Below are 24954 nucleotides of genomic sequence, written 5' to 3'. Positions count from 1 at the left end.
ATGAAAATTCACTTTTACGGCGATATCCAAGGTCTTGAACAAGGATTAGCAATCATTTGTAACGAGCTAAAGATTGAACAAAGTGAACAAGGGTTTCCTATTAATGTGAAACAAATGGCTGGTCCGATAACGGTAAACTGCCAGCCGGAACGCGGCGAAATTTTCTTTCAAGAGAAAATTCACTTTTTTCGAGCATTAGGATTGTGGATACAAGAATTTAAGGAAAGCAATGACTTCCAGGTAAGTGAAGAGCCTCAATTTAAAACCAATGGTGTGATGGTCGATGTTTCTCGAAATGCGGTTATGACCGTAGATGGGATTCAAAATCTTCTACGAAAAATGGCTTTAATGGGCCTAAATGTCGTCATGTTGTATACAGAGGATACATTTACAGTTGAGAAATATCCCTATTTTGGATATATGCGTGGCAGATACAGTGAGCAGGAATTACAAGAATGTGATGAATATGCCGATCATTTTGGAATTGAAATGATCCCTTGTATCCAAACTCTTGCGCATTTGACTGAGGCACTGAAATGGAATTATGCTTCGACCATAAAAGATACGAGCGATATCTTATTGGTTGGTAATGAGGAAACCTACGAATTTATTGAGGAGTTATTGAAGGCTGCTTCTAAGCCATTCCGAAGCAAACGAATTCATATAGGTATGGATGAAGCACATCAGCTTGGCTTAGGAAAATATTTGGAGCAGCATGGTTATCAAAAACGATTCTCGATTATGAATCAACATCTTCATAAAGTTGTGGCACTTGCAGAGAAGCACTCGTTAAAACCAATGATTTGGAGCGATATGTATTTTCGACTTGGTTCGAAAACAGGAAATTATTACGACCTAAATGCCCATATACCAGCGGATGTCATTGATTCAATGCCGAAAGATGTCCAGATGGTTTATTGGGATTATTACCATACAGATGAGGGTTTTTATCGAACGTTCTTGCAAAAGCATAAAGAATTTGGCTCTGAGCCGATCTTTGCAGGCGGCGTGTGGACTTGGAATGGGATTGCCCCAAACTATGGAAAAACAATAGCAACTACAAATGCTGCTTTGGAAGCATGTAAAAAAGAAGGAATCACCGAGGTATTCGCTACCATGTGGGGCGATAACGGGGCAGAAACACATCCATTTGCTGGTTTGGCTGGACTGCAGCTGTATGCTGAACATGGATATGGAATGGAAGTGAGTGAAGAGAGATTAGCAAAACGTTTTTCATTTTGTACCGGTGGAAATTGGGACGACTTCCTTGCCCTAAATGAGTTTGATGAAACCCCGGGTGTTTCAAAGGATAATCTCCATGAATCACATCCATCTAAATTTTTGTTATGGCAGGATGTTTTACTCGGTTTATATGATGAAAATATTCGCACCTTGCCGATAAGTGAACATTATTTAAACTTAGCTTCACGTATGGGTAAAGCTATGGAACGGAATAAAAATTGGTCAGAGATGTTTTCTTTTTATACTCAACTTGCCCATGTTCTAAGTATAAAAGCAGAGTTTGGCATCCATTTAAAAGCTGCTTATGATCAAGTGGATAAACAGAAGTTAACACACTTAAAGGACCAGCTTCCATTATTACGCAGCAAGGTAGATGAACTGAGGAAACTACACCGCTCCTTATGGTTTACAACCTTGAAGCCTTTTGGCTGGGAAGTAATCGATATTCGCTACGGAGGGATATTATCTCGATTAGAAACAGTGGAATATCGCCTGCACCAATGGCTTGATGGAAGCATTAGCAGAATCGAAGAATTAGAGGAAGAACGTCTTTTCTTTGATGCGCCATGGAAGATGCCTGAAGGTGCTTTAGGAAGAAATTCATACCATCGAATAGTAACAGCAGGAGGATTCTCTGCATAAGTAGCTTGCAAAATATAGAATAGGGGTGTTGATGATGATAATTGGCTTTCAAACGGCAAACTATTTTGCCCGTGCAACTAACTACCAGACTAGTATGGATATGTGGGGAGAAGCGGAAAGGAAAGTAATTGAGACCTTTAGCCTAGCTGAATTTGACCGTATTTGCGGGGATATTCAAGGTGCAGGGTTTCAGGACATCGAACTATGGATGGGACATTCCTTTCCTAAATTTATGACTCCTTTTTTTGCGGAGGAATTACAGAAAATTTGGAAAAGTCATGGATTAAGTGTTTATTCATATTCATGCTCGCTTGGCGATCCCGTTCGATATCCAAGATGGACCCGTCTTTGTTTTGAAACAGCCAAAATGCTTGGAATTGAGTTAATTACTAGCGGAATTACCAAAGAATCAGCTCCAGTTATTTATAGCCTTTGTAATGAATATGGAATGAAGGTTGGCGTTGAGAACCATCCAGAAAAGCACCCAGACGAGATAAAGGCTGCCATTGGGGATTATGGTGACTTACTTGGTGCGACCGTCGATACAGGCTGGTATGGGACGCAGGGCTTTTCAGCAGCCGAAGCAATCTGGCAATTAAAGGATTATTTACTTAATGTTCATCTTAAAGATGTCAGGGAAATAGGGGAGCATAATCCCGTTGCGCTCGGAACAGGAATTGCTGGTATTGCTGAGTGTGTACAAGCCCTAAAAGAAATCGGCTATGATCGGGCAGTATCAATCGAACATGAAGCAGGAAAACATGATCCAACCAATGACTGCGCTAAAGCTCTTGTATGGGTAAAGAGTTTACTTAAAGAGAGCCAGCCGATTTCAGGGCTATAGAGCTTTGTTTAGGTTTACATAAAATAATAATGAGGAGGAATGAAATAATGGTACGGATTGCAGTAGTTGGCACCGGCTGGCAAGGCCAAGGGCATTTAAGTACGATGAAGAAAATGCCAGAAATTGAAGTAGTAGGTGTTTGTGAATTAAATGAAGAAACCCTCTTAAAAGCTGCGAATAAATTTGCAGTGAAGGGTTTTACAGACTATGTGGAAATGCTCGAGGAAAGCAAACCCGACGGGGTCATTATCTGTACACCGCCAGAGGTCCGGGAATTTCTTGTACGTGAAGCAGCGGAGCGGGGCATCCATTGTTTTATTGAAAAGCCGCCTGCAAAAAGTCTGGAAATGGCGAAAAAGGTTGAAGAGATATTAGACCGAACTGGTGTCATTAATAGTGTGGGTTTTATGTACAGGTATAGCCCTGCTGTTGCCTTTTTAAAAGAGCTGATTAAAGGCAGAAGAATTGCCTTGGTCCGCAGTGCGATGCTTGATGGGTTAGCGCTTCGTACCAACTGGCCGCGCTGGTTCTTTAATAAAAAAATATCGGGAGGGCCTGTCTTTGACCAAGCGATTCATATCTTTGATCTCTCACGCTACCTGCTTGGTGAAGTGGAGCGAGTAACTGGTTATCAAGACAATCTCGTAGTCCCAAAAGGCGGAGACTTTACGGTTGAAGATAGCTTTAATTTGTCGATGAAATATCAGAACGGAATTTTACAAAATCATACTCATACATGGTCCTATCCAGATGTTTTTACACAAATTGAACTCATTTCTGACCAACTTCACTTAACGCTTGACCTTGTAAAAGGAAGTGTAACGGGGAAGGTGGAGGGAGAAACTATTTCCTTTCAAACGGAAGATAATGCACTATACCAGCTGGAGCTAGCAGCATTTGCAGAAGCAATCGAAGAAAAGAATCCTGAATTGGTACTCTCAACCTATAAAGACAGTATTCAATCTCTTTCAGTTGCTCTAAAAGCAATGGATGCCCTCGAAGCTACTACAAAAATAACTAGATAAATAGTTTAGTTTGGCCGGGGGTGTCATGAGATTTAGAGGCATCCTTGGTTTTCCATTATGATTAAGTCTTTATAAGGAGAGCGTTATTATGCGTAGAGCACTGATGTTTATAATGGAGTGGCTGTGGAGACTACTATACCTGAACGCAATTTGGCTATTATTTTCACTGCCTATTTTTACGATTATTCCAGCAACAGCGGCTATGTTTGGAGTAATGGACAGATTGGTGAGAGAGGATCAGGACGAGCCCGACTTTAATGTGTTTTTAAGTGAGTTTAAAAGATTATTTTTAAAAAGCTATCCACTTGGACTTTCAATCGTTATTTTTGGCGGGTTACTAGTTTTGGATTTATTGATACTAAGAAATGCTGTTTCTGATGTGGCTGAAATTATTAGGGTTGCAGTTTTAGCAGTTAGTTTGTTGTTTCTAATTGCCGTAGTCTATAGTTTTCCAGTTTTTCTGCGCTACCAATTTCCATGGTATAAAACTCTATTTTTTTCTTTTATGCTCGGAGTGCGTAAACCTGTCATCACATTCTTAATATCGTGTGGCTTTTTGTTGATTATATTACTGCTTTTGTTTGTTACCGGCATTGGAGTATTACTGTTTGCGAGTTTAATTGCATTAATCAGTACCATATCTGCGCAATATATCATTAATAGCTTGCCTAAATTGAGTTCACAAGGAGTTAACTAATCGGTTAGCGTCCTTTGTACAAACTTTTTGAGTACGTCTCCAAATAAAATAAATAGAATATTCAAAAGTTGTTGACATGTAAGCGTATTCATATAATAATAGTAACAAGTCCACAAAACCTCACATGATGAGTGGATAATTACACAAAAATAGTCATAATACCATAGTCTTGTGAGAAAAAATCATTCGAAGGAGAGTGAAATTAAAATAAATTATTAATAGTTTGTGAGGTTTTGACCGATTATAAAATTTTCTAGGGGGAAATTGAATGAAAACAGTAAGAAAAACATTAATGACGCTGTTTATTCTAGCAATGAGCTTCTCATTAATCCTGACTGGTTGTTCAAGCAAAGAATCTGGTGCAAATGAAAATAGCAGCAAATCTAAGAACGGCGAAAAAGTTGTCATCGATTTTTGGACTTTTTGGGGATCTGAGATCCGCCGTCCTATCATTGAAAAAATTATTGATGATTTCAATAAATCTCAGGACAGAATTGAAGTAAAACATACATATCTGCCATTTGGGGATATTTGGACGAAAAACTTAGCTTCAATCGCCGCTGGAAATCCAGCTGACCTAATCATTAACGACATAAACGCAGTTGGAAGCCGGGCGAAAAACAATCAAATTACGAATCTTGAAAAATATTTAAAGAAGGACCCAGAAGTAAAGGACCGCTTCTTCCCGGAATTGTATAATGCTACTCAGTACAAAGGGGAAACATACGCATTGCCATTCAACACAGATACACGTCTTTTATTCTGGAATAAAGATATGTTTAAAGAAGCTGGCCTTGATCCTAATACACCACCAAAAACATGGGCAGAGTTAGAAGAAATGGGGAAAAAGCTAGATGTGAAGAAGGGTAATAAATTCGAAAGAATCGGTTATCTGCCTAACTATGGAATTGAATCAGATGTCTGGATGATCAATGCAGACGGAAAAGGCTACTGGGATTTTGATGCAAATAAACCGGTTATCAATGATGAAACAAACGTAAAAGCTTTAACATGGATGAAAAAGTATTATGACTACTACGGTGATAAAACGATTAATAGCTTTAAGGCAGAATTTGGTGAGCAAACGGCAGATCCATTTGTTGCTGGTAAACTAGCAATGACTACTGATAATGCAAATTTCTTCACGAAAATAAGAGATTATGGTCAAGGGATGAACTTCGGCGTTGCTCCATTACCTGAAATGGAACCAGGAACTGGCAATTCAAGCTGGGGCGGTGGATTTGTGGCTGAAATTCCTAAAGGAGCAAAACATCCTGATGAAGCATGGGAATTCCTAAAGTATTTAACAGATGTTCAAGCACAAGAATACTGGGCTGTGAAAAACTTTGATATTGTTGCAAACAAAGAAGCAGCAGAAAAAGCTTCTGGCAGTGCAGATTTTACAGAGGATGGCAAGATGGTGTATTCGTCAGCAAATGAAAACATGAAACAAACCTTGCTTACGCCAACGCCAATTGAAGCGCCTGACTATGTCAATTTAATTAAACCTGAGCTTGAGTTGGTTCTATTAGGGAAAAAGTCACCGAAACAAGGATTGGATGCTGCACAAAAGGCAGTAGAAGAGTTGGTTAAAAGTAACAAATAATGATAGTAAATTGTTCAGGGAGTGACTTCATTTCGCTCCCTGATTGTTTAACCTTGAAAGAAGGGATGAACGAGATGGAAAGAATGATTTCAGGCAAACCAGTAATTACAAAAAAATTAAAAAAATCAAAAGTAAAGGCCTCGTTACAGCGAAAAGAAGGATTGCAAGGATACCTTTTTATTGCACCATGGATCATTGGGTTTCTATTTTTCATGGCTGGACCACTGTTATTTTCCCTCTATGGCAGCTTTACCAATTTCAACATTACTTCGACGATGGATTTTATCGGCATTGATAACTTCAAAAAAATGTTTACTAATGACCCAATCATATGGCTCTCACTGCGAAACACGCTTTATTTTGTCGTCGTCTCTGTGCCTTTAACAACGGCTGGGGCTGTCGTGCTTGCCGTTCTATTAAATCAAGGAATACGGGGAATGCGAGTATTTCGAACAATTTATTATTTACCGGCTGTTCTTTCCGGTGTGGGCGTGTATTTGCTTTGGATGCAGCTATTAAGCCCATCTTCAGGATTGGTAAATACTTTGCTGAGCTTTATAGGAATTGATGGTCCTGCTTGGCTGACAGATCCTTCTTGGACAAAGAACGCTTTAATTTTTATGAAAATGTGGAGTGTGGGTGGAGGTATGCTTTTGTACCTGGCAAGCCTTCAAGGTGTATCACCGTCTTTGTATGAAGCAGCTGAGATTGATGGCGCAAGTTCGTTTCGAAAGTTTTTTCATATAACCTTGCCAATGATTACCCCAGTCATCTTTTTTGATATCGTGACAAGTACAATCGGAGCCTTCCAAATTTTTCAGGAAGCCTACGTAATGAGTAAGAATGGAGAAGGTGGACCAGCTAATTCATTGGTATTCTTCAATTTGCATATGTGGAATAAGGCATTCAAGGTTTTTGATATGGGCTATGCGATGGCTATGTCCTGGGTTTTATTCATCATCATCCTTGTGTTAACCGTAATCAACCTAAAGCTTGCCCCACGCTGGGTACATTATGAAGGGGAGGATCGGAAATGAGTGTAAAAGCCCAAAAGCAGAATAATTATTTTGAAAGTGTAAAGTTCAAGAAAAAAATGGGCCAATTCATTGTACTTTTCGTACTCATTGCTGGAAGCCTGTTAATTTTATCTCCAATCTGGTGGATGATAGCCACTTCTTTGAAGGATATGAAAGAAATTATGACATACCCGCCAAGCTTCATTCCAAAGGAATGGCATTGGGAAAACTATTTAATCACTCTTCAAAAAGGTCCATTTTTGAAATACACCATGAACACGCTTTTTATAACCTCTCTCGTTGTACTTGGGAATGTTTTCGCTAACTCGTTTATCGCATACGGATTCGCGAAGATCCAGTTTAAAGGCAGAAATGTTTTGTTTGGGATCGTCCTAGCTACAATGATGATTCCTGGATTCGTTACATTAATCCCTCAATATGTTCTATATGCAAAATTGGGCTGGTTAAATACATATTTACCGTTAATCCTTCCTGCATTCTTTGGAAGTGCCTTTTTCATTTTCTTGCTGAGACAATTCTTTTTAACAATACCAAATGAATTAATTGAAGCAGCTAAAATAGATGGCGCTAACCATTTAATTATCTGGTGGAAAATTTTTGTGCCACTCTCAAAACCGGCGATAGCCACGGTTGCGATTTTATCTTTTAATGGTGCATGGAACGATTTTCTTGGTCCTCTGCTATTCATAAATGATGAGTCACTGTTTACGCTGCAATTAGGATTGCAAGTATTTAAAGGACAAAATGACACCCAATGGAACTTTTTGATGGCTGGATCCATCATGGTTCTACTACCGGTTATCCTGCTTTTCTTCTTCTTCCAACGTTATTTTATCGAAGGGATGAATTTAACAGCTGGTTCTAAAGGATAATGGTGTACAAGGAATTTATGGAAGGAATTGTTTGATCAATGGCATTACTTGGTATTGATATTGGGACAACTCATTGCAAGGCAGGTTTTTTTAAGGAAGATGGTTCAGTCATTAAAATAGCTGTTCGTCCTACCATTACTCATTATAACCAACAAGGTGATCCGTTTTTTTCTCCTACAGAAATATGGGGAAATATTGCAAGCTGCCTGAAGGAAATCTTAGTTGGCTGTGAGGAAAAGATTTCGGCAATCGGTATCACCAGTATGGCTGAAACCGGTCTGCTGCTGGACAGGAGCACAGGAAGGCCAAGAACTAATTTCATTCCATGGTTCAGCCGCCTTGCAGAAGCTGAAGCAGCGGAGATATCGAATGAGGATAAACCCTTTGATCGCTTTCAAAAAACAGGACTCCATAACAGCTACAAGTATGGGCTTGCAAAAATATTGCAATTAAAAAAGCAAGATGAAAATATTTTAAAAGGGGCAATCTGGCTGTCTGCATCCGATTATATTGCTTATAGGCTTACAGGGAATTTTGCTACTGATTATTCTTTGGCTGCAAGAACATATGCGTTTCGAATTGATTATCTAACATGGGACCAGCCCTGGATGAAGCATTTTAACTTACCGGAACAATTGTTTCCAGAAGCATTGCCGAGCGGAAGCAAAATGGGTGTAACCCAATCAAAAGAGCTTGTTGAACTAGGAATAGCCCCGGGGATTCCTGTCACAATTACAGGTCATGACCACCTCGTTGCTGCCCTTGCCGTTGGTGCGATAAACCCAGGAATCGTATTCGACTCTATCGGAACAGCTGAGACAATGGTAGGAACGTTTGAAAAGAAGCTGCTTACAGAAATGGATTACGCTTCTGGTATGACCTTTGGCTGTCATATCGTGCGGGACCGCTTCTTTTGGATGGGAGGGATTTCAGCCTCTGGAGGTTCAATTGAATGGTTCAGGGAACAGTTTTCTAATCAGAAAATGTCCTATGAAGATATTATGTCTCTCTGCACAGAGGTGAAAGAGGGTCCATCACGTATTTTATATTACCCATACTTATCCGGAAGTGGCTCACCACAGCCCGACCCATACGCAAGAGGAGCTTTCATTGGTCTCAAGGCATCTCATCAACGTAAAGATCTTTTGAAAGCAATGATGGAGGGTACAGCGTATGAATTGGAATCCATTCGCAGATCTGCAGAAAGAATATCTGGACATCCGATCAACCGAATGATTTCAGTTGGCGGGGGGACGAAAAACAGATATTGGCTGCAAATAAAATCAGACATTACAAACTGTCAGTTAACCATTCCAGAAATTAATGAAGCAACCCTGCTTGGTGCGGCTATAACGGCAGGAATTGGTACCGGAGTTTATAAGTGCGAGGAGGAAGCAGTTTCGGCAATCCAATTTATACACTCCCAGGAAATAGTACCAAATCAGGAATTCCATCAAGAATATAAATGCTTGTACAAAGAAGGGTATATGGGCCTTCAGGAACAATTACGGAACTTTTATCGTAGTTTCCCATCGTCCCCAACGAATGGATGAAAAAGTAATAAAATAATAGTTAATTTAAGGAGCTCGTGATTATGACAAATAAAACTGAATTAATCAATGTATTGACGCTAAAAGAAGCACTAGAGGAAGCAGAAAAAAAGGGCTATGCAATAGGCTCTTTCTCCCCACGGTATACTCCAATGATTCGCCCTGTTTTACGTGCGGGTGAAAAGACGAAATCACCGTTGATTGTCCAGATTTCACAAAAAGAATTGGAACGGTATGGGATTACTCCGTTTGAATTTGCAGAAGAATTTTACAAAGCAGTCGAAGAGGAGAACGTTACGGTTCCTGTCGTTCTACACCTTGACCATACAAAGCAAATCTCTGTGCTTGAGGATGCTATTGAGGCTGGGTTTACTTCCGTTATGATTGATGCATCTGAGCATGAATTAGCCGAAAATATATTAATCAGTAAAAAAGTTGTTGACTATGCCCATGCAAAAGGAGTTTCTGTTGAAGCAGAGTTGGGAAAAATCGGGACAACGGATTTTGTGGAAACCGATAAGGATGAGGAACTGTATACGGATCCGGTTGAAGCCTTGCAGTTTGTAAATGAAACCGGTTGTGATGCATTGGCCGTTTCATGCGGAACCGCCCATGGTGTTTATCTTGTTAGACAGCCAAAGGTGGACCTTGACCGATTAAAGGAAATCCGTAAGTTAACTCCGGTTCATTTAGTTCTCCATGGTGGATCTGGTGTTCCGGCTGAAATGATCATCGAAGCCACTAAGCTTCCAAATGGCGGTGTCAGTAAAGTTAATATCGCAACAGATTTGGAGATTGCCCTTCTAAAATCCCTTGGAAAAGAAGAACGGATGACAAACGAGGAATGCAAAGCACTTTCAAAGGAGCAGTTAGAAATTGCACAAAACGCAGTTGAGGCAACAGTAATCGAAAAAATCGAGAACTTTCTGGGGAGTGCGCATCAGGCTGGAAGATTTCAGGCTTAAATTGAGGAAAAGGTTAACCACTTAATAAGGGAGGTATTAGATGACAGGATCATCCCATTTTCCAGTAAGAGGGATCATTGAAGGATTTTATGGTGTGTTCTACACGGCTCCCGAACGAAATGATTTAATCTCTTTTATTGCAGATCATGGCTTTAATCTTTACATTTACGGACCCAAAAATGATCGCCAGCATCGTGCCCGCTGGCGGGAGCCTTATCCAGATTTCATTATGAAACAGTTTACTGAAACAGTGGCACACTCAATGAATCGAGGGATAGAATTCTGCTATTCGATCGGATCAGGGGTTTCAATCAATTATGCATCTGAAGAAGATTTCCGATTGATTACATCAAAGTATCAAGCCTTTTATGATATTGGAGTTAGACATTTTATGATTATGCTCGATGACATTGCTGCTGAATTCCATCATGAAAAAGAACAACTAATGTTTAATAGTTATGCTGGAGCACATGTTTATACTGCGAACAGATTGTTCCATTGGTTGAAATCGCTCGATAAATCATGCAAGTTATCACTTTGTCCAACTGATTACCATGGGAGGGCTCCATTTAGTGATTATATTCATGAACTAGGAAAAGGATTAGACCAAGAGATTGATATCTTTTATACAGGACCAGAGATTTGTTCTGAAACCATATCGGAACAGGACACAGCTGACTTTGCCGCAGCAGTCCAGAGAAAACCGGTTATTTGGGACAACTATCCAGTGAATGATTTAGCGATGGAGAGTGAGATGCATATCGGTCCGATTACCGGACGTGAATCTAGTCTTCCGAGAGTGTGTAAAGGGTTTATCGTCAATACGATGAGCCAGGCAGAGGCTTCAAAAATAGCTTTGCTAACCTTCGCCGAATATTTCAAAAACCCAGTTTGCTATGAACCATGGCTATCATGGGAAAAAGCATTGAAAACAATCGCTGGAGAGGAAAGCTACGAATCTATAAAACTCTTTGCTGAGAATTCTTTGTATTCATGTCTTGGTTATCCAGAGGCAGCATTATTGGACCTGTTGGCAAAGAAGGCACTTTTTAGCCTTCGCTCAGGTGAAGCAGCATCCGTTAGTAAGGACGTCCAAAAACTGTTTGATTACCTGGATTCACTTGATGAAGCTGGATACCATCTTAAATACAGAATGTCTAATTACGCCTTGCGTAATAATCTTGTTCCATGGATTGAAATAATGGAAAGCTTGGCATGGGCAGGGAGAAGGGCCATTGCGGTTTTAAGGGCTTTGGAAAACAACGAGGATATTACTGCTCCACTCAATTGGCTTAAGGAGTCGGTCAGTGAAATACGGAGACATCCGAAACGATATGCAGGAAGCATACTCCTTCCATTGATTGAGTATGTTGAGTCGAAAGTTGATTGAAAAAAACGAATGTGTAAATATCTTTAATTAAAGATATAAGGGGATGTACCTAGGGATGAGAAAAATCTCAACAAATCTTTTCTTATTTGAAGATGCTTGTAATGTATACGTGATTAAGACCGGAGTAACTGCGGTCTTAATCGACTTTGGAGATGGAAATGTTCTTCAGCATCTGTCCTCGATTGGGGTTGAGAACGTAACAGATATTTTTATGACACATCATCACCGCGACCAGGCCCAGGGGCTGCCTATTGCTGTTCAGGAAGGGATACGAATTTGGGTGCCCCATATTGAACAAGACTTATTTCATCATATCGATGAACATTGGAAGGCCCGGGAAATCACTAACAACTACAATATGCGCCAGGATCGTTTTTCTCTGCTTCAATCTGTACCTGTTTATGGAACTTTAAAAGATTATTCCACACATGTCATTAACGGTATCTCTTTAACGATCATTCCTACTCCAGGCCATACCATTGGTTCGATTACAGTCATAGCAGAATTTGATGGTAAGCTGGCAGCATTTACCGGAGATTTAATTTATGCACCAGGCAAGGTTTGGTCGATGTCGGCTACACAATGGTCGTACAATGGTGGTGAGGGGATTGCGTTAAGTGTTCTTTCCCTTTTGGATCTAAAAGACCGAAATCCTGATTTGCTTTTGCCCTCACATGGGCAAATAATGGAGCCCGCTTCTGAAGCTATTAACCTCCTCATTGAGCGTTTTGCAGATTTGATGGAACAAAGAAATCACAACCCAAGGCTATTCACATTGAGGGAAAACCCCTATGAAGAAATTACACCCCATTTGTTAAAAAACAATACTAGCATGTCCCATGCCTATGTAGTGCTTTCTGAAAGCGGCAAAGCCCTGTTGATTGACTTTGGTTACGATTTTATTGGCGGGATCGCAGCTGGAAGTGACAGAGCTTCAAGGAGACCCTGGTTATACACTTTATCAAAGTTAAAAGAACAATATGGGGTCGAAAAAATAGATGTTGTCATTCCAACGCATTACCATGATGACCATGTGGCTGGACTCAATTTATTGAGGGATGTAGAAGGAACGGAGATTTGGTGTCCTGAAAACTTTTCAGATGTTCTCGAAAATCCCCAAAAGTATGATTTGCCATGTTTGTGGTACGACCCAATCCCTGTGGATCGACAGCTGCCATTAAATAAAAAAATTAAGTGGGAAGAGTTCGAATTCACTTTTTATGAGCAGTCAGGTCATACTTTATATGCGGCTGCGATTGAATTTATCGTCGATGGGAAACGAGTTCTCGCGATTGGAGATCAGTATCAAGGGGACGACGGACAATTCAATTATGTGTATCATAACCAGTTCAGAATATGGGATTACATTGATAGCGCAGAACTCTATAAAACTGTTAATCCCGACATTCTTATTTCCGGGCATTGGGACCCCATATTTGTTACCGAGGAATTTCTTCAGCGAATTGATGAAAAAGGGAAGGTACTTGAACAACTCCATCGAGATCTTTTGCCTTTAAATGAGCTAGATTTAGGGGCTGAAGGCTTTGGAGCCATCATTCACCCCTACCAGACGGAGGTTCAGTCAGGAAAAACTTTTTCAGTAACCGTGGAAATAAAAAACCCGTTTCATGAAGAAAAAGAGGTTTTTGCAAAAATGATTACACCAATCAACTGGATTGTCGATAAAGATGAGTTTAAAGCGAAATTGCCTAGAATGGAAACAGTACAATATACAACAACCATAACAGTTCCTCTAGGAACTACTGGCTATAGAGAACGAATTGCTGTTGATCTTACCGTTGGGGAACATCATTTTGGGCAGCATGCTGAAGCTCTTGTAACGATTAAAAATCAGCCTGTTTTAGGAGGGGACAAATAATGACAGAGAAAACGATTGCTACAAAAGAAAAACAATTGCCGAAAACAAAAGAGAAAACTTTACATATGATTGGAAATGCTCATCTAGATCCAGTTTGGCTATGGCAATGGCAGGAAGGGTTCCAGGAAACAAAAGCAACCTTTCGCTCTGCACTCGACAGGATGAACGAGTATCCTGAATTCGTGTTCACGAATAGTTCTGCCGCTAACTATGAATGGATTGAAAACAACGAACCGGAAATGTTTGAAGAAATTAAACAGCGTATTAAAGAAGGCCGCTGGGAAATTGTCGGTGGCTGGTGGGTCCAGCCTGATTGTAATATACCAAGCGGAGAATCGTTTGTACGCCAGGGATTGTATGGCCAGCGTTATTTCCAAGAGAAATTTGGGGTGACGGCAAAGGTTGGCTATAATGTCGACAGCTTTGGACATCATGGAATGCTGCCACAAATTTTAAAGAAAAGCGGCATGGATTATTATATTTTCATGCGCCCAAGTCCGCAGGAAAAAGGTCTTCCAGGAAGGTTATTCTGGTGGGAATCAGATGATGGATCTCGTGTATTAACGTACCGTATTCCATTTGAATATTGCACATGGGGCAAGGAACTTGAGAAACATATACGTCGAAATGCCGATGAATTAAAAGCACCTTTTAATGATTTAATGACCTTTTACGGGGTGGGTAACCACGGCGGCGGACCGACGAAGGAAAATATCGAAAGCATTAAACAATTAAATGAAGACTCATCATTTCCAAAGCTCGTATTCAGCACACCAAATAAATTTTTTGATGAACTCATGAAAAAGAATCTTCCGTTTCCAGTAGTACATGATGACCTGCAGCACCATGCAAGCGGATGTTACTCTGTTCACTCAGGAATTAAAAAATGGAACCGGGAAGCAGAAAATGCACTGATAAAAGCTGAAAAATTCTCGGCTCTTGCAAATTGGACCACAGGGCAAAAATATCCGGTTACTGAATACGGACTGGCATGGAAAAATGTATTATTCAATCAGTTTCATGACATATTGGCCGGTACAAGTTTAGAAGTAGCCTATGATGATGCACGGGATATGCATGGAGAAGCGATGTCGATTGCCAAAAGAGGTGTAAACTACGCGATTCAATCGTTATCCTGGAGGATTAATATTGAAGAAGAAGAAGGAATGAAACCTCTCGTTATCTTTAATCCTCATTCCTGGAATAGCAAAGTAAATGTTGAACAAGAAGTAGGGGGATTACAGCCGGGAGATATTTTAGTAGATGAAGAGGGAAATCAAGTTCCAATGCAAACGGTTCAATCACAGGCAACAGCAGGGGGTCGATCCCGTGTAAGCTTCATTGCCGAGCTTCCTTCTATGGGATACCGGGTTTATAAAATTGTCCGTCGTCATGCGATTAAGGAATTCACATCACTCAAAGCAAGTGAAACAATCTTAGAAAATGACCATTTCCGGGTTGAAATCGATTCACAAACCGGCTTTGTTACGAGCTTATTTGATAAACAAAAGGACCTAGAATTACTCAGTGGACCAGCAGCAAGACCTGTTGTTATCCAAGACAAGAGCGACACATGGTCCCACAATGTCCTTCGTTTTAATGAAGAAGCGGGCACATTCAAAGCGGTGAGCGTGAGGTTAGTGGAATATGGGCCAGTAAAATCTGTCATTCGTGTCGTTAGTGAATTTGGTAAATCAACTCTCGTTCAGGACTTTACTATGTATAAGGAGCTTGACCAGATTGATGTCCATTGCTCATTAAACTGGCAGGAACAATTTAAAGCACTAAAACTGAAGTTTCCTGTCAATCTTATTTTTAGAAAATCAACCTATGAAATTCCGTACGGGCATATTGTCAGAGAGGGGAATGGTGAAGAAGAACCGGGCCAAAATTGGATTGATACCTCTGGATCTCATCCTTCAACTGGGGAAGGATACGGATTAAGCTTATTAAATGATGGCAAGTACAGCTTTGATATACATAACAAGGAAATGAGTATGACTGTTCTTCGCAGCCCAATCTATGCACATCATGATCCAATCGTTCCGGAGGAGAACGGATATTATTCATTTATTGACCAGGGAATTCAAAGATTCACATACTCCCTTCTGCCGCATTCAGGAAATTGGGAAACAGCAGGTACCGTAAAACGTGCAGCTGAATTAAACCAAAAACCTATTAGTATCATTGAAACCTATCATAAAGGATCACTTCCACAGAGAGATTCCTTCTTGTCTGTTGATGTTGAAAATGTCATTGTAAGTGTTATCAAGCAAGCAGAAGACAATGAGGATCTCATTGTGCGGGCATATGAAACATCCAATGAAGCGACTACTGCCGTTATCAGTCTTCCAAAATGGGATCGAACCATAAATACAGAGTTTAAACCATCAGAAATAAAAACATTCCGGATCCCAAAAGATCAATCTAAATCAATAGTTGAAAACAATTTACTGGAATGGGAAGATTAAGTAAAAAGCTTATTTGAGCAAGAAGGGGTATTTCAAAATGATTGTGGCAGAGCGAAGGAAGGTTATTAAAGAACTATTAATAAAAAATAAAAGTGTCAAAGTTTCTGATCTTGTCGAATTACTGCATGTATCAGAGGAAACGATCAGACGGGACCTCACCCAGCTCGGAAAAGAAGGAATTGCCGAGAAAAACTACGGAGGGGCAATCCTGATTGAAGAAGACCAGAACCATTCCTTGATTCCTCCAGTAAATAAACGAAAACTGCAATATTCACTTGAAAAGGATTCAATTGGGAAAGCAGCAGCTCATTTGATAAAAGAAGGGCAAATTGTCATTTTTGATGCAGGGTCAACAAACTGGTATGTGGGGAAAAACTTACCGGATAACAGTAATTTAACGATCATTACCAATGCCATGGATGTAGCTGAAGAATGCAGCAAGGACGAAACCGCCTCTATCTATTTATTAGGTGGGAAATTAAGACGAAATTCAATGAGTCTCGTTGGTCCACAGGCAGAAATTGAATTGAAAAACTACAATGCGGATTATGTGTTCCTAGGAACATCAGGCATTTCACTACGCCATGGTTTTACGAGTTCTGATTTGTATGAAGCAGAAATCAAACGTGCGATGGTTTCTTCCGGACAAAAGATTGTAGTGGTGGCTGATCATAGTAAACTTCTAAAGGCAGGATTAACCTCTTTTTGTAATTTTGATGAGACAGATATATTTATTACTAGTGAACTCGCCGATAAAGAGATTCTTAAGGAAATTGAAAAAAGAGGTGTGGAAGTTCTTGTTGTACCTGTATCAGACGAGATAAATGAATTTTAAGACCAAAAGTGAGGGGATCCAATGATTAATGTTGCTTTGCTAAGCAAATGGCACGTGCATGCGGACGATTACGCACGTCAAGCTAAGGATAATGGACAAATTAAGATCAAAGTAGTCTGGGATGAAAATGTTGAACGCGGTCAAGAATGGGCAAAAAAACTTGCAGTACCCTTTGAACAAGACTTAAAGAAAGTATTAACCAACCCTGAGATTGATGCTGTCATAGTAGATACACCCACAAACCTTCATAAAGAGATTATTATTCTTTCTGCTGAAAATAAAAAGCACATTTTTACGGAAAAAGTACTCGCCTTTACAGTTCAAGATTGTAAAGAAATTTATGAAGCAGTGAAAAAGAATCATGTAAAATTGATGGTTTCATTACCTCGGCTCACTGAGAATTACTATTTATATTCTCAACAAGTCCTGAATGAAGGTCTTTTAGGGAAACTAACATCTATTCGTTGTCGGTTAGCACATAATGGTGCGGTTCCTTTAGAGGGAAATCCAAACGGATGGCTTCCTAAGCACTTTTTTAATAAGGAAGAGTGCGGTGGAGGTGCATTTATTGACCTTGGTGCACACCCGATTTATTTGACAAATCGCTTAGCAGGACCAGTTAAAGCTGTGACGGCTCGTTTACAGCCACAATCAGAGGATGAAGTAGATGTTAATTCAGTTGCCATCATTGAGTATGAAAGTGGTGCTTTAGGAACAATTGAAACAGGGTTTCTTTCTAGTGGTAGCCCTTTTCAACTAGAACTTTATGGAACAGAAGGAGCATTATTAATAGAAGATGATAAGGTCCGCTTAAAATCTAAACAGCTAGGCGTAGGGTGGATTACTCCGGAAACACTGCCAGACGCGCTTCCCTTGCCAATGGAACAATGGGTAAACTCCATTATTGAAGGGAATGTTCCAACAATTACAGACAATGATGTTCAAGGATTAACGTTAATAAATCAGGCCGCAGTACGATCACACGCTCAAGGGCGAAGAGTAGAAACATCTGAAATAATGACCATAAAACACAAGGTTAAAATCAGGGGGGAAAAATGTTGAAGAAATTAAGAGTGGGTATTATCGGTGCAGGTGGCATTGCAACAGCAGCACATATTCCAAACTATTTAAAATGCGGAGAAAAGGTAGAAATTGTAGCAATATGTGATGTTATTAAAGAAAAGGCGGAAAAATTAGCAACAGAATTCAACATTCCCCATGTATTTTCAAACTATAAAGAAATGCTTGAAAATATTCAACTAGATGCCGTGAGTATTTGTACACCCAATAAAGTCCATTATCCGGCAACAATGGCCGCGTTAAATGAAGGTTGTCATGTTTTATGCGAAAAGCCGCCGGCTATGACTGCTAAAGAAGCAGAGGAAATGGCAATCGCTGCTGAAAAGGCTGGAAAAATCTTAACCTATGGTTTTCATTTCCGTCATGCTCCACATGTAGAAGTGTTAAAGCGCTTTATTGATGGGGGAGAACTTGGTGATATTTATGCTGCACGCGTAACAGCGATGAGACGACGGGGAATTCCAGGCTGGGGTGTGTTTACAAACAAAGAGCTTCAGGGTGGGGGACCATTAATTGATATTGGGGTACACATGCTGGATACTGCTTTATATTTGATGGGTTATCCTGAACCAGATACTGTATTTGGTGTAACATACCAAAAGCTTGGGAACAAAAAAGGAGTAGGTCTCCTGGGAGCATGGGATTGGGAAAACTTCACAATCGAGGATATGGCCCGTGGGATGATCACTTTTAAAAATGGAGCTTCGATCCTATTAGAAACTGCTTTTGCCGCGAATGTGGAAAAACATGATGTGATGAATGTTTCCTTAATGGGGGATAAAGGGGGGGCAGATGTTTTTCCACTGAAAATCTATCAAGAAAAGCATGATACATTAATAGATATTACTCCATCTCACTTGTCAAAGAAAGACTGGTATGAAACAGAGCTTGAGAGATTTGTAGACGCGTGTTTAGAAGGACCAACACCTTTAAGTACAGGTATACAAGGTGTCTACCTTCAGAAAATCATTAATGGGCTTTATGAGTCGGCCGAAAAGGGCGAGGCAATTAAAATAAGTGAAAATGTAACTGTTTAATTGGTGCATTCAGAAAAGAGAAGCGGTTAATTAACTTTAACCGCTTCTTTTTTTAAAAAGGGGTTGAGCTTTCAATGAGTAAAATAGGCTTACAATTATTTTCTGTCTGGAAAGATGCAGAAAAGGATTTTTTTGGGACGATTCAAAAAGTGGCTGATCTTGGCTATGAAGGGATTCAGTTTGCGGGCTTTTATAATACTCCAGCCAATAAAGTTAAACAATTATTAGATGAGAAAGAAATTTTGGTTGCTGGAGCACATGTAGGTATCCATCAACTTTTAGATGATGAATTAGAGGATACTTTTGAATATCATAGAACAATTGAAAACAAATTAATTATTTGCCCAGCTATTCCAAAGGAAATGAGGCAGACCGCTGATGATTATAAGAAAACAGCAGAAACCTTAAACAAAATTGGAGAAGCGTGCAAGAAAGCTGGGTTTATTTTTGGTTATCACAACCATGACTTTGAATTTAAAAAATTTGGAAATAAAACTGGGCTTGAGTTGTTATTTGATAATACAGAGCCCGATTTAGTGAAAATGGAACTAGATTGCTATTGGGCTAGCTTTGCAGAACATGATCCGATAAAAATCATTCGAAAATATAAAAATCGAGTCGTGTCACTTCATATTAAAGATATGAAAATTGTAAACGGTAGAAAGACAGGAACAGAAGTTGGGAGAGGTCTCTTTGATTTTGCATCCCTTATTAACGACGCAAGAGAATTTGGTGTTGAGTGGTACACAGTGGAGCAAGAAGAATTTGAAGGTGATCAATATGAAAGTCTTGCGATTAATGTAGATAATCTTAAACATTTATTAGCGGAGGCATCGATGAAATGACAAAAGTAACTCCTCGTTGGGAATATCCAAGGCCAGGCTTCACGCGAAGCGAATGGCTAAATCTTAACGGACATTGGAATTTTGAATTTGATGATAACAATAGCGGGTTGAGAGAAGAATGGTATTTAAATCACGATTATTCACAAAAAATTACCGTTCCATATGCATTTCAATCAAAATTAAGTGGAATTGAAATAAAAGAATTCCATGATGTTGTTTGGTATGAACGTTGCTTTACCATTCCAGAAGCATGGCAGGATAAAAAGATTCATCTGCATTTTGGAGCGGTTGATTACCAAGCAACCGTCTGGGTTAACGGAAGATTTGTTCGGTCCCATGAGGGTGGACATACATCGTTTTATGCTGACATAACCGATGCTCTTTTAAATGGAGAAAATAGTGTAGTGGTCAGAGCAGAGGATCGTTCGACTGATTTGGAACAGCCGCGTGGAAAACAATACTGGGAACAGGAATCGGGCGGGATCTTCTACACCAGAACTACAGGCATTTGGCAGACAGTATGGCTTGAACCGGTAAGTCTAGCCTACCTTGAGCGAGTAAAAATTACACCAAATATTGATTCTGGTGAAGTAGCGATAGAATACCTAGTTCAAAATAGGACGGAAAAACAAGAACTCGAAGTAGAAATTTCTTATGATGGCCAAATGATTGCCAATGAAAAAATCCCAGTCCATCCTGTTCAGCGGAAAAATCAGCACAGTGTTTCTCTTAAAGATTTTGCAAACGGCGAAGGAAAGCTATGGAGCCCAGAAACTCCAAACCTTTATCAAGTAAATTTCTATCTAAAAGAAGATGATGTCCTTTTAGATAAAGTACAAAGCTATTTTGGGATGAGAAAAATAACGATACATGATGGAAAAATCGAGCTCAATAATAAGCCATATTATATGAAGCTTGTACTTGATCAGGGGTATTATCCTGAAGGCCTGCTGACAGCCCCAACGGATGAAGATTTAAAAAGAGACATTGCGTTAACGAAGGAAATGGGCTTTAATGGGGTTCGAAAACATCAAAAGGTTGAGGAACCGCGGTACTTATACTGGGCTGACCAACTAGGGCTGCTAGTCTGGGGTGAAATGGCAAACAGTCATACATTTACAGATCAGTCAGTAAAAAGAATGACATCGGAATGGCAGGAAGCGATTGAACGGGATTATAACCATCCGTCAATCGTTGCCTGGGTACCGTTAAATGAGAGCTGGGGAGTGCCGCGATTAAAACGGGATCCACGCCAGGCCAATCATTTAGTAAGTATGTATTATTTGACAAAATCCATTGATTCCTCCCGTTTAGTGATTTCAAATGATGGCTGGGAGCATACGATTTCAGATATCCTCACAATCCATGACTATGCAGGCGAAAAGAAGGTTTTAACGGAACGTTATTCAGAACTTGAGAATGTCTTAAAGTTTACTCCAGCAGATCGGTCATTATATGTAAAAGGTTTTCAATATCATGATGAACCTATTATGGTGACGGAGTTTGGTGGAATCGCCTATAAGAAAAGCGAATGGCAGGGGTGGGGCTATACCTCTGCATCGAACGATGATGATTTTATTGAACGCTACTATCATGTTGTTTCTAGTTTACTAGAGTCACCACTTGTACAGGGATTCTGTTATACCCAAATCACAGACGTCGAGCAAGAAATTAATGGACTTTTAACCTATGACCGCAAGCCAAAGGTTGACCTAAACATTATTCGTGAAATTAATGAGGGTAAAAAGCTAACCTTTATTGAAAAAGAATGACAGGAGTGATTAGTTTGTATTTTACAGTTGAAAAAATCGAGAAAAATTTAGCAGAATTGAAGGAGTATATATACAAAGAAACAAAAGAAATTCCAGCTTTTCAATATAAAGAATGGGAATTTGGTGAAGAGGATAAATACGCCTATACACCTGATTTTGATGACCGAAACTGGAAGAACTTCCAGATTGGAGATGCTTGGGGTGGCTATGATAAATCTGCTTGGTTCCGAACAACGGTTTCAATACCAAAAGAATGGAAGAATGAACGATTAGTATTACACTTTTTAGTAGGCCCGCGTGACGGTGGTGGATCAACTGCAGAATCATTATTATACGTTAATGGCACTCCACTGCAAGGCATTGATGTCTGGCACGAAGAGGCATGGCTGCCGCCAGAGTTTCTGCAAAATGATAAGATTCACATTGCCATAAAAGCATGGAGCGGTGTATTAAATCCTCCTGACCGCCGAAGATTTAAAACAGCAAGGCTTGCCTGTGTGGATGTACCAACCGAAAAATACTACTATTTAGCTTACACACTAGCAAATACAGTAAAAGTTCTTGATGAAAATGACTTAAGAAGAACAAAGATGCTTCAATTATTAAATGAATCTATTTTAAAAATTGATTTCTTAAAACCCGGTTCAGAATTCTTTTATCAATCCATCCATGAAGCATATAAATTCCTTAAATCAAAGGTCGATCAATTTGGGGAAATGGATGAATTAAAACCTTTAGTAACCGCACTTGGCCATTCACATATTGACATGGCATGGTTATGGCGTTTAGTTCATTCCCGTGAAAAAGCATCGCGGACATTTTCAACGGTATTACATTTAATGCGCCAATATCCTGATTACAGATACATCCATACATCCCCGCAATTATACAAATATTTAAAAGAAGACTATCCTGAAATATTTGAGAAAGTAAAAGACAAGATAGCAACTGGTGAATGGGAAATTACGGGTGGTATGTGGATTGAGCCTGACACAAATGTCCCAAATGGAGAGTCGTTAATTCGCCAAATCCAGTTTGGGAAACGGTTTATGAAAGAAGAGTTTGGAGTGGATACAAGGGTTGTGTGGCTTCCAGATGTGTTTGGATATTCATGGGCACTGCCGCAAATTATGAAAAAGAGTGGAATTGACTCTTTTATGACTACAAAAATTAGTTGGAGCCAATATAATAGATTCCCATTTGATACGTTTAATTGGCGCGGCATCGATGGAACCGAAATGTTCACGCATTTTATTACGACTCCTGAAGAGGGAGCAAAGCAGTACACATATAACGGCATGGTTGAACCGGCCAGTGTGAAAGGGATTTGGGATGCCTACCAGCAGAAGGAAGTAAATGATGAGCTATTACTTGCTTTTGGCTGGGGGGATGGCGGCGGAGGACCAACAAAAGACATGATTGAATCGGCTGAGGCCATGAAAAATCTACCGGGGCTTCCAAGAGTCCAAATGGATAAGGCAGAACCCTATTTTGAACGGTTAAGAGACCGTGTGAAAGATAAAACCTTACCAGTTTGGGATGGGGAATTATATTTAGAGTACCACCGGGGGACCTATACATCTCAAGCAGCGTTAAAACGGGCAAATCGTAAAGCGGAATTTATCTATCATAATGCTGAATGGCTCAGTGTGCTGTCTGATCAATTAACAGCTCAGTCAAATTATCCACATGCTACTTTAAATGAAGGCTGGGAAATGTTACTCCTTAATCAATTCCATGACATCTTGCCGGGTTCATCGATTCGCCAAGTAAATGAGGATGCACGCAGGGATTATGCTGCTGTGCAAAATATTGGAGAAAAGGTTATTAATGAAGCGAAAAGTTCCATTGAACAAAACATTCAAATGGAGCAGGACGGCATAATTGTTTATAATTCACTTTCATATCAACGGGACGGTTTCATTGAAGTGCCTGTGTCGCCAATTTTTACGGAGACAACCACCATTGTTGATGAAGAAGGAAATACTTTCCCAGCACAAGTAATCCAAGAAGAGAATACCAAAAAGGTGTTAATACAAGCTAAAAACGTCCCAGCATTAGGATATAAAACCTTTAGACTAAGTAACAGTTCAGTATTACAGTCCAGTCTTGTTGTGAAGAAAGATTATATTGAAAATGATTTTTATCAAATTCGTTTCAATGAAAAGGGTCAGATTACTTCTTTATTTGATAAGTGTTATGCCAGAGAAGTCCTTGCTGAAGGGGCAAGGGGGAACGTCCTACAGACATTTGAAGATAAACCGATGAATTTTGATGCTTGGGATATTGACCTCTATTACCAAGAAAAAATGCGTGAGGTTGATCGTTTAGCATCAGTAGAGGTGCATGAAGAAGGTCCAATTCGCGGAAGCTTAAAATTCATCTGGGAATTCTATGATTCTACGATCACACAATATATCAGCGTTTATAAAAATTCACCAAGAATTGATTTCCGCACAGTGGTGGATTGGCAGGAGAAACAGACCTTATTAAAAGTCGCGTTCCCTGTGAATATTCGTTCAACAAAAGCAACCTATGATATCCAGTTTGGGAATATTGAACGCCCAACTCATTGGAACACAAGCTGGGACCATGCCCGCTTTGAAGTGGTCGGCCACAAATGGGTGGACATGTCCGAAGGGAACTTTGGGGTGAGTTTATTAAATGACTGTAAATATGGTCACGATGTCAAAGACAATGTTTTACGCTTAACATTAATCAAATCTGCAATTAGCCCTGACGAGACAGCTGATCGAGGCATTCATGAATTTACGTATAGCTTAGTGCCGCATAAAGGGGACTGGCGCGAGGGAAATATTGTTAAAGAAGCCTACAATTTAAATGTTCCATTATTAGCAGGTGAACTTAAAGCTAATCAGAATGGAAGCTTACCAGCAACAAATCAATTTGCAGAAATTGATAATGATAATGTTCTATTAGAAACGGTCAAAAAAGCAGAAGTCGATGATGCAATCATCGTACGTTTCTATGAATATAAGCACTATAGAAATCAAACAAATGTCTCCTTTGCAAAACCAATTAAGAAAGCGGTCGAATGCAACTTAATAGAAGAAGAAGAAAAGGAAGCGGACTATCAGAATCAAACCCTTACTTTCTCTGTCTCTCCATATGAAATTAAGACATTTAAAATCTGGTTCTAACGAT

Annotated in this window: 18 protein-coding genes; all 18 read left to right on the top strand. The window is 39.7% G+C overall.

The features are described from left to right. The 18 genes from ACSU6B_RS18580 (at position 1) to ACSU6B_RS18495 (ending at position 24950) form a co-directional block, all read left to right on the top strand. A complete protein-coding gene (locus tag ACSU6B_RS18580; RefSeq protein WP_410887507.1) occupies positions 1 to 1884 on the top strand; it encodes a beta-N-acetylhexosaminidase in 1884 nt (627 codons plus the stop codon). A 31-nt stretch (positions 1885 to 1915) separates the two neighbouring features. Beyond that, the gene (locus ACSU6B_RS18575) at positions 1916 to 2728 is read left to right on the top strand and encodes a sugar phosphate isomerase/epimerase family protein (RefSeq protein ID WP_410887505.1); all 813 of its coding nucleotides are present in this window, start codon (positions 1916 to 1918) and stop codon (positions 2726 to 2728) included. Between the two features lie 47 nt (positions 2729 to 2775). After that, entirely contained in the window at positions 2776 to 3753 is a 978-nt protein-coding gene (locus ACSU6B_RS18570; protein ID WP_410887503.1) for a Gfo/Idh/MocA family protein, read from the top strand. A gap of 88 nt (positions 3754 to 3841) precedes the next feature. After that, a complete protein-coding gene (locus tag ACSU6B_RS18565) occupies positions 3842 to 4450 on the top strand; it encodes a YesL family protein (RefSeq protein WP_410887501.1) in 609 nt (202 codons plus the stop codon). Positions 4451 to 4718: 268 nt separating this feature from the next. Beyond that, positions 4719 to 6056: an ABC transporter substrate-binding protein gene (locus ACSU6B_RS18560; RefSeq protein WP_410887499.1), complete on the top strand. Its 1338-nt coding sequence runs from the start codon at positions 4719 to 4721 to the stop codon at positions 6054 to 6056. A gap of 74 nt (positions 6057 to 6130) precedes the next feature. Further along, positions 6131 to 7093: a carbohydrate ABC transporter permease gene (locus ACSU6B_RS18555; protein ID WP_257208684.1), complete on the top strand. Its 963-nt coding sequence runs from the start codon at positions 6131 to 6133 to the stop codon at positions 7091 to 7093. Continuing rightward, a complete protein-coding gene (locus tag ACSU6B_RS18550) occupies positions 7090 to 7965 on the top strand; it encodes a carbohydrate ABC transporter permease (protein ID WP_410887497.1) in 876 nt (291 codons plus the stop codon). The genes ACSU6B_RS18555 and ACSU6B_RS18550 overlap by 4 nt, the downstream gene beginning before the upstream one ends. A gap of 38 nt (positions 7966 to 8003) precedes the next feature. Then, positions 8004 to 9518 carry an FGGY-family carbohydrate kinase gene (locus ACSU6B_RS18545; protein ID WP_410887495.1) on the top strand — a complete coding sequence of 505 codons (1515 nt, stop codon included), beginning with the start codon at positions 8004 to 8006 and terminating at the stop codon, positions 9516 to 9518. Positions 9519 to 9559: 41 nt separating this feature from the next. Beyond that, positions 9560 to 10480: a class II fructose-bisphosphate aldolase gene (locus ACSU6B_RS18540; RefSeq protein ID WP_410887493.1), complete on the top strand. Its 921-nt coding sequence runs from the start codon at positions 9560 to 9562 to the stop codon at positions 10478 to 10480. Between the two features lie 40 nt (positions 10481 to 10520). Continuing rightward, entirely contained in the window at positions 10521 to 11870 is a 1350-nt protein-coding gene (locus ACSU6B_RS18535; protein WP_410887491.1) for a protein O-GlcNAcase, read from the top strand. Positions 11871 to 11925: 55 nt separating this feature from the next. Beyond that, positions 11926 to 13749, top strand: coding sequence for an MBL fold metallo-hydrolase (locus ACSU6B_RS18530; RefSeq protein ID WP_410887489.1), 1824 nt, complete (start codon positions 11926 to 11928; stop codon positions 13747 to 13749). Next, a complete protein-coding gene (locus tag ACSU6B_RS18525; RefSeq protein ID WP_410887487.1) occupies positions 13749 to 16220 on the top strand; it encodes an alpha-mannosidase in 2472 nt (823 codons plus the stop codon). The genes ACSU6B_RS18530 and ACSU6B_RS18525 overlap by 1 nt, the downstream gene beginning before the upstream one ends. 37 nt (positions 16221 to 16257) lie before the next feature. Further along, complete coding sequence (locus ACSU6B_RS18520) at positions 16258 to 17055, top strand: DeoR/GlpR family DNA-binding transcription regulator (protein WP_410887485.1); 798 nt, start codon at positions 16258 to 16260, stop codon at positions 17053 to 17055. 21 nt (positions 17056 to 17076) lie between these two features. Next, positions 17077 to 18117 carry a Gfo/Idh/MocA family protein gene (locus ACSU6B_RS18515; RefSeq protein WP_410887483.1) on the top strand — a complete coding sequence of 347 codons (1041 nt, stop codon included), beginning with the start codon at positions 17077 to 17079 and terminating at the stop codon, positions 18115 to 18117. Then, positions 18111 to 19172 (top strand): Gfo/Idh/MocA family protein, encoded by a 1062-nt coding sequence (locus tag ACSU6B_RS18510; protein WP_410887481.1) that lies wholly within the window; start codon positions 18111 to 18113, stop codon positions 19170 to 19172. The genes ACSU6B_RS18515 and ACSU6B_RS18510 overlap by 7 nt, the downstream gene beginning before the upstream one ends. Positions 19173 to 19246: 74 nt before the next feature. Continuing rightward, complete coding sequence (locus ACSU6B_RS18505; RefSeq protein WP_410887479.1) at positions 19247 to 20017, top strand: sugar phosphate isomerase/epimerase family protein; 771 nt, start codon at positions 19247 to 19249, stop codon at positions 20015 to 20017. Then, positions 20014 to 21789 (top strand): glycoside hydrolase family 2 protein, encoded by a 1776-nt coding sequence (locus ACSU6B_RS18500; protein ID WP_410887477.1) that lies wholly within the window; start codon positions 20014 to 20016, stop codon positions 21787 to 21789. The genes ACSU6B_RS18505 and ACSU6B_RS18500 overlap by 4 nt, the downstream gene beginning before the upstream one ends. 14 nt (positions 21790 to 21803) lie before the next feature. Next, a complete protein-coding gene (locus ACSU6B_RS18495) occupies positions 21804 to 24950 on the top strand; it encodes an alpha-mannosidase (RefSeq protein ID WP_410887475.1) in 3147 nt (1048 codons plus the stop codon). Positions 24951 to 24954: the final 4 nt, after the last annotated feature.

The organism is Neobacillus sp. C211 (assembly GCF_051842875.1).
GTDB lineage: Bacteria > Bacillota > Bacilli > Bacillales > Cytobacillaceae > Neobacillus.
This window is presented reverse-complemented; position numbering and strand designations above follow the sequence as displayed.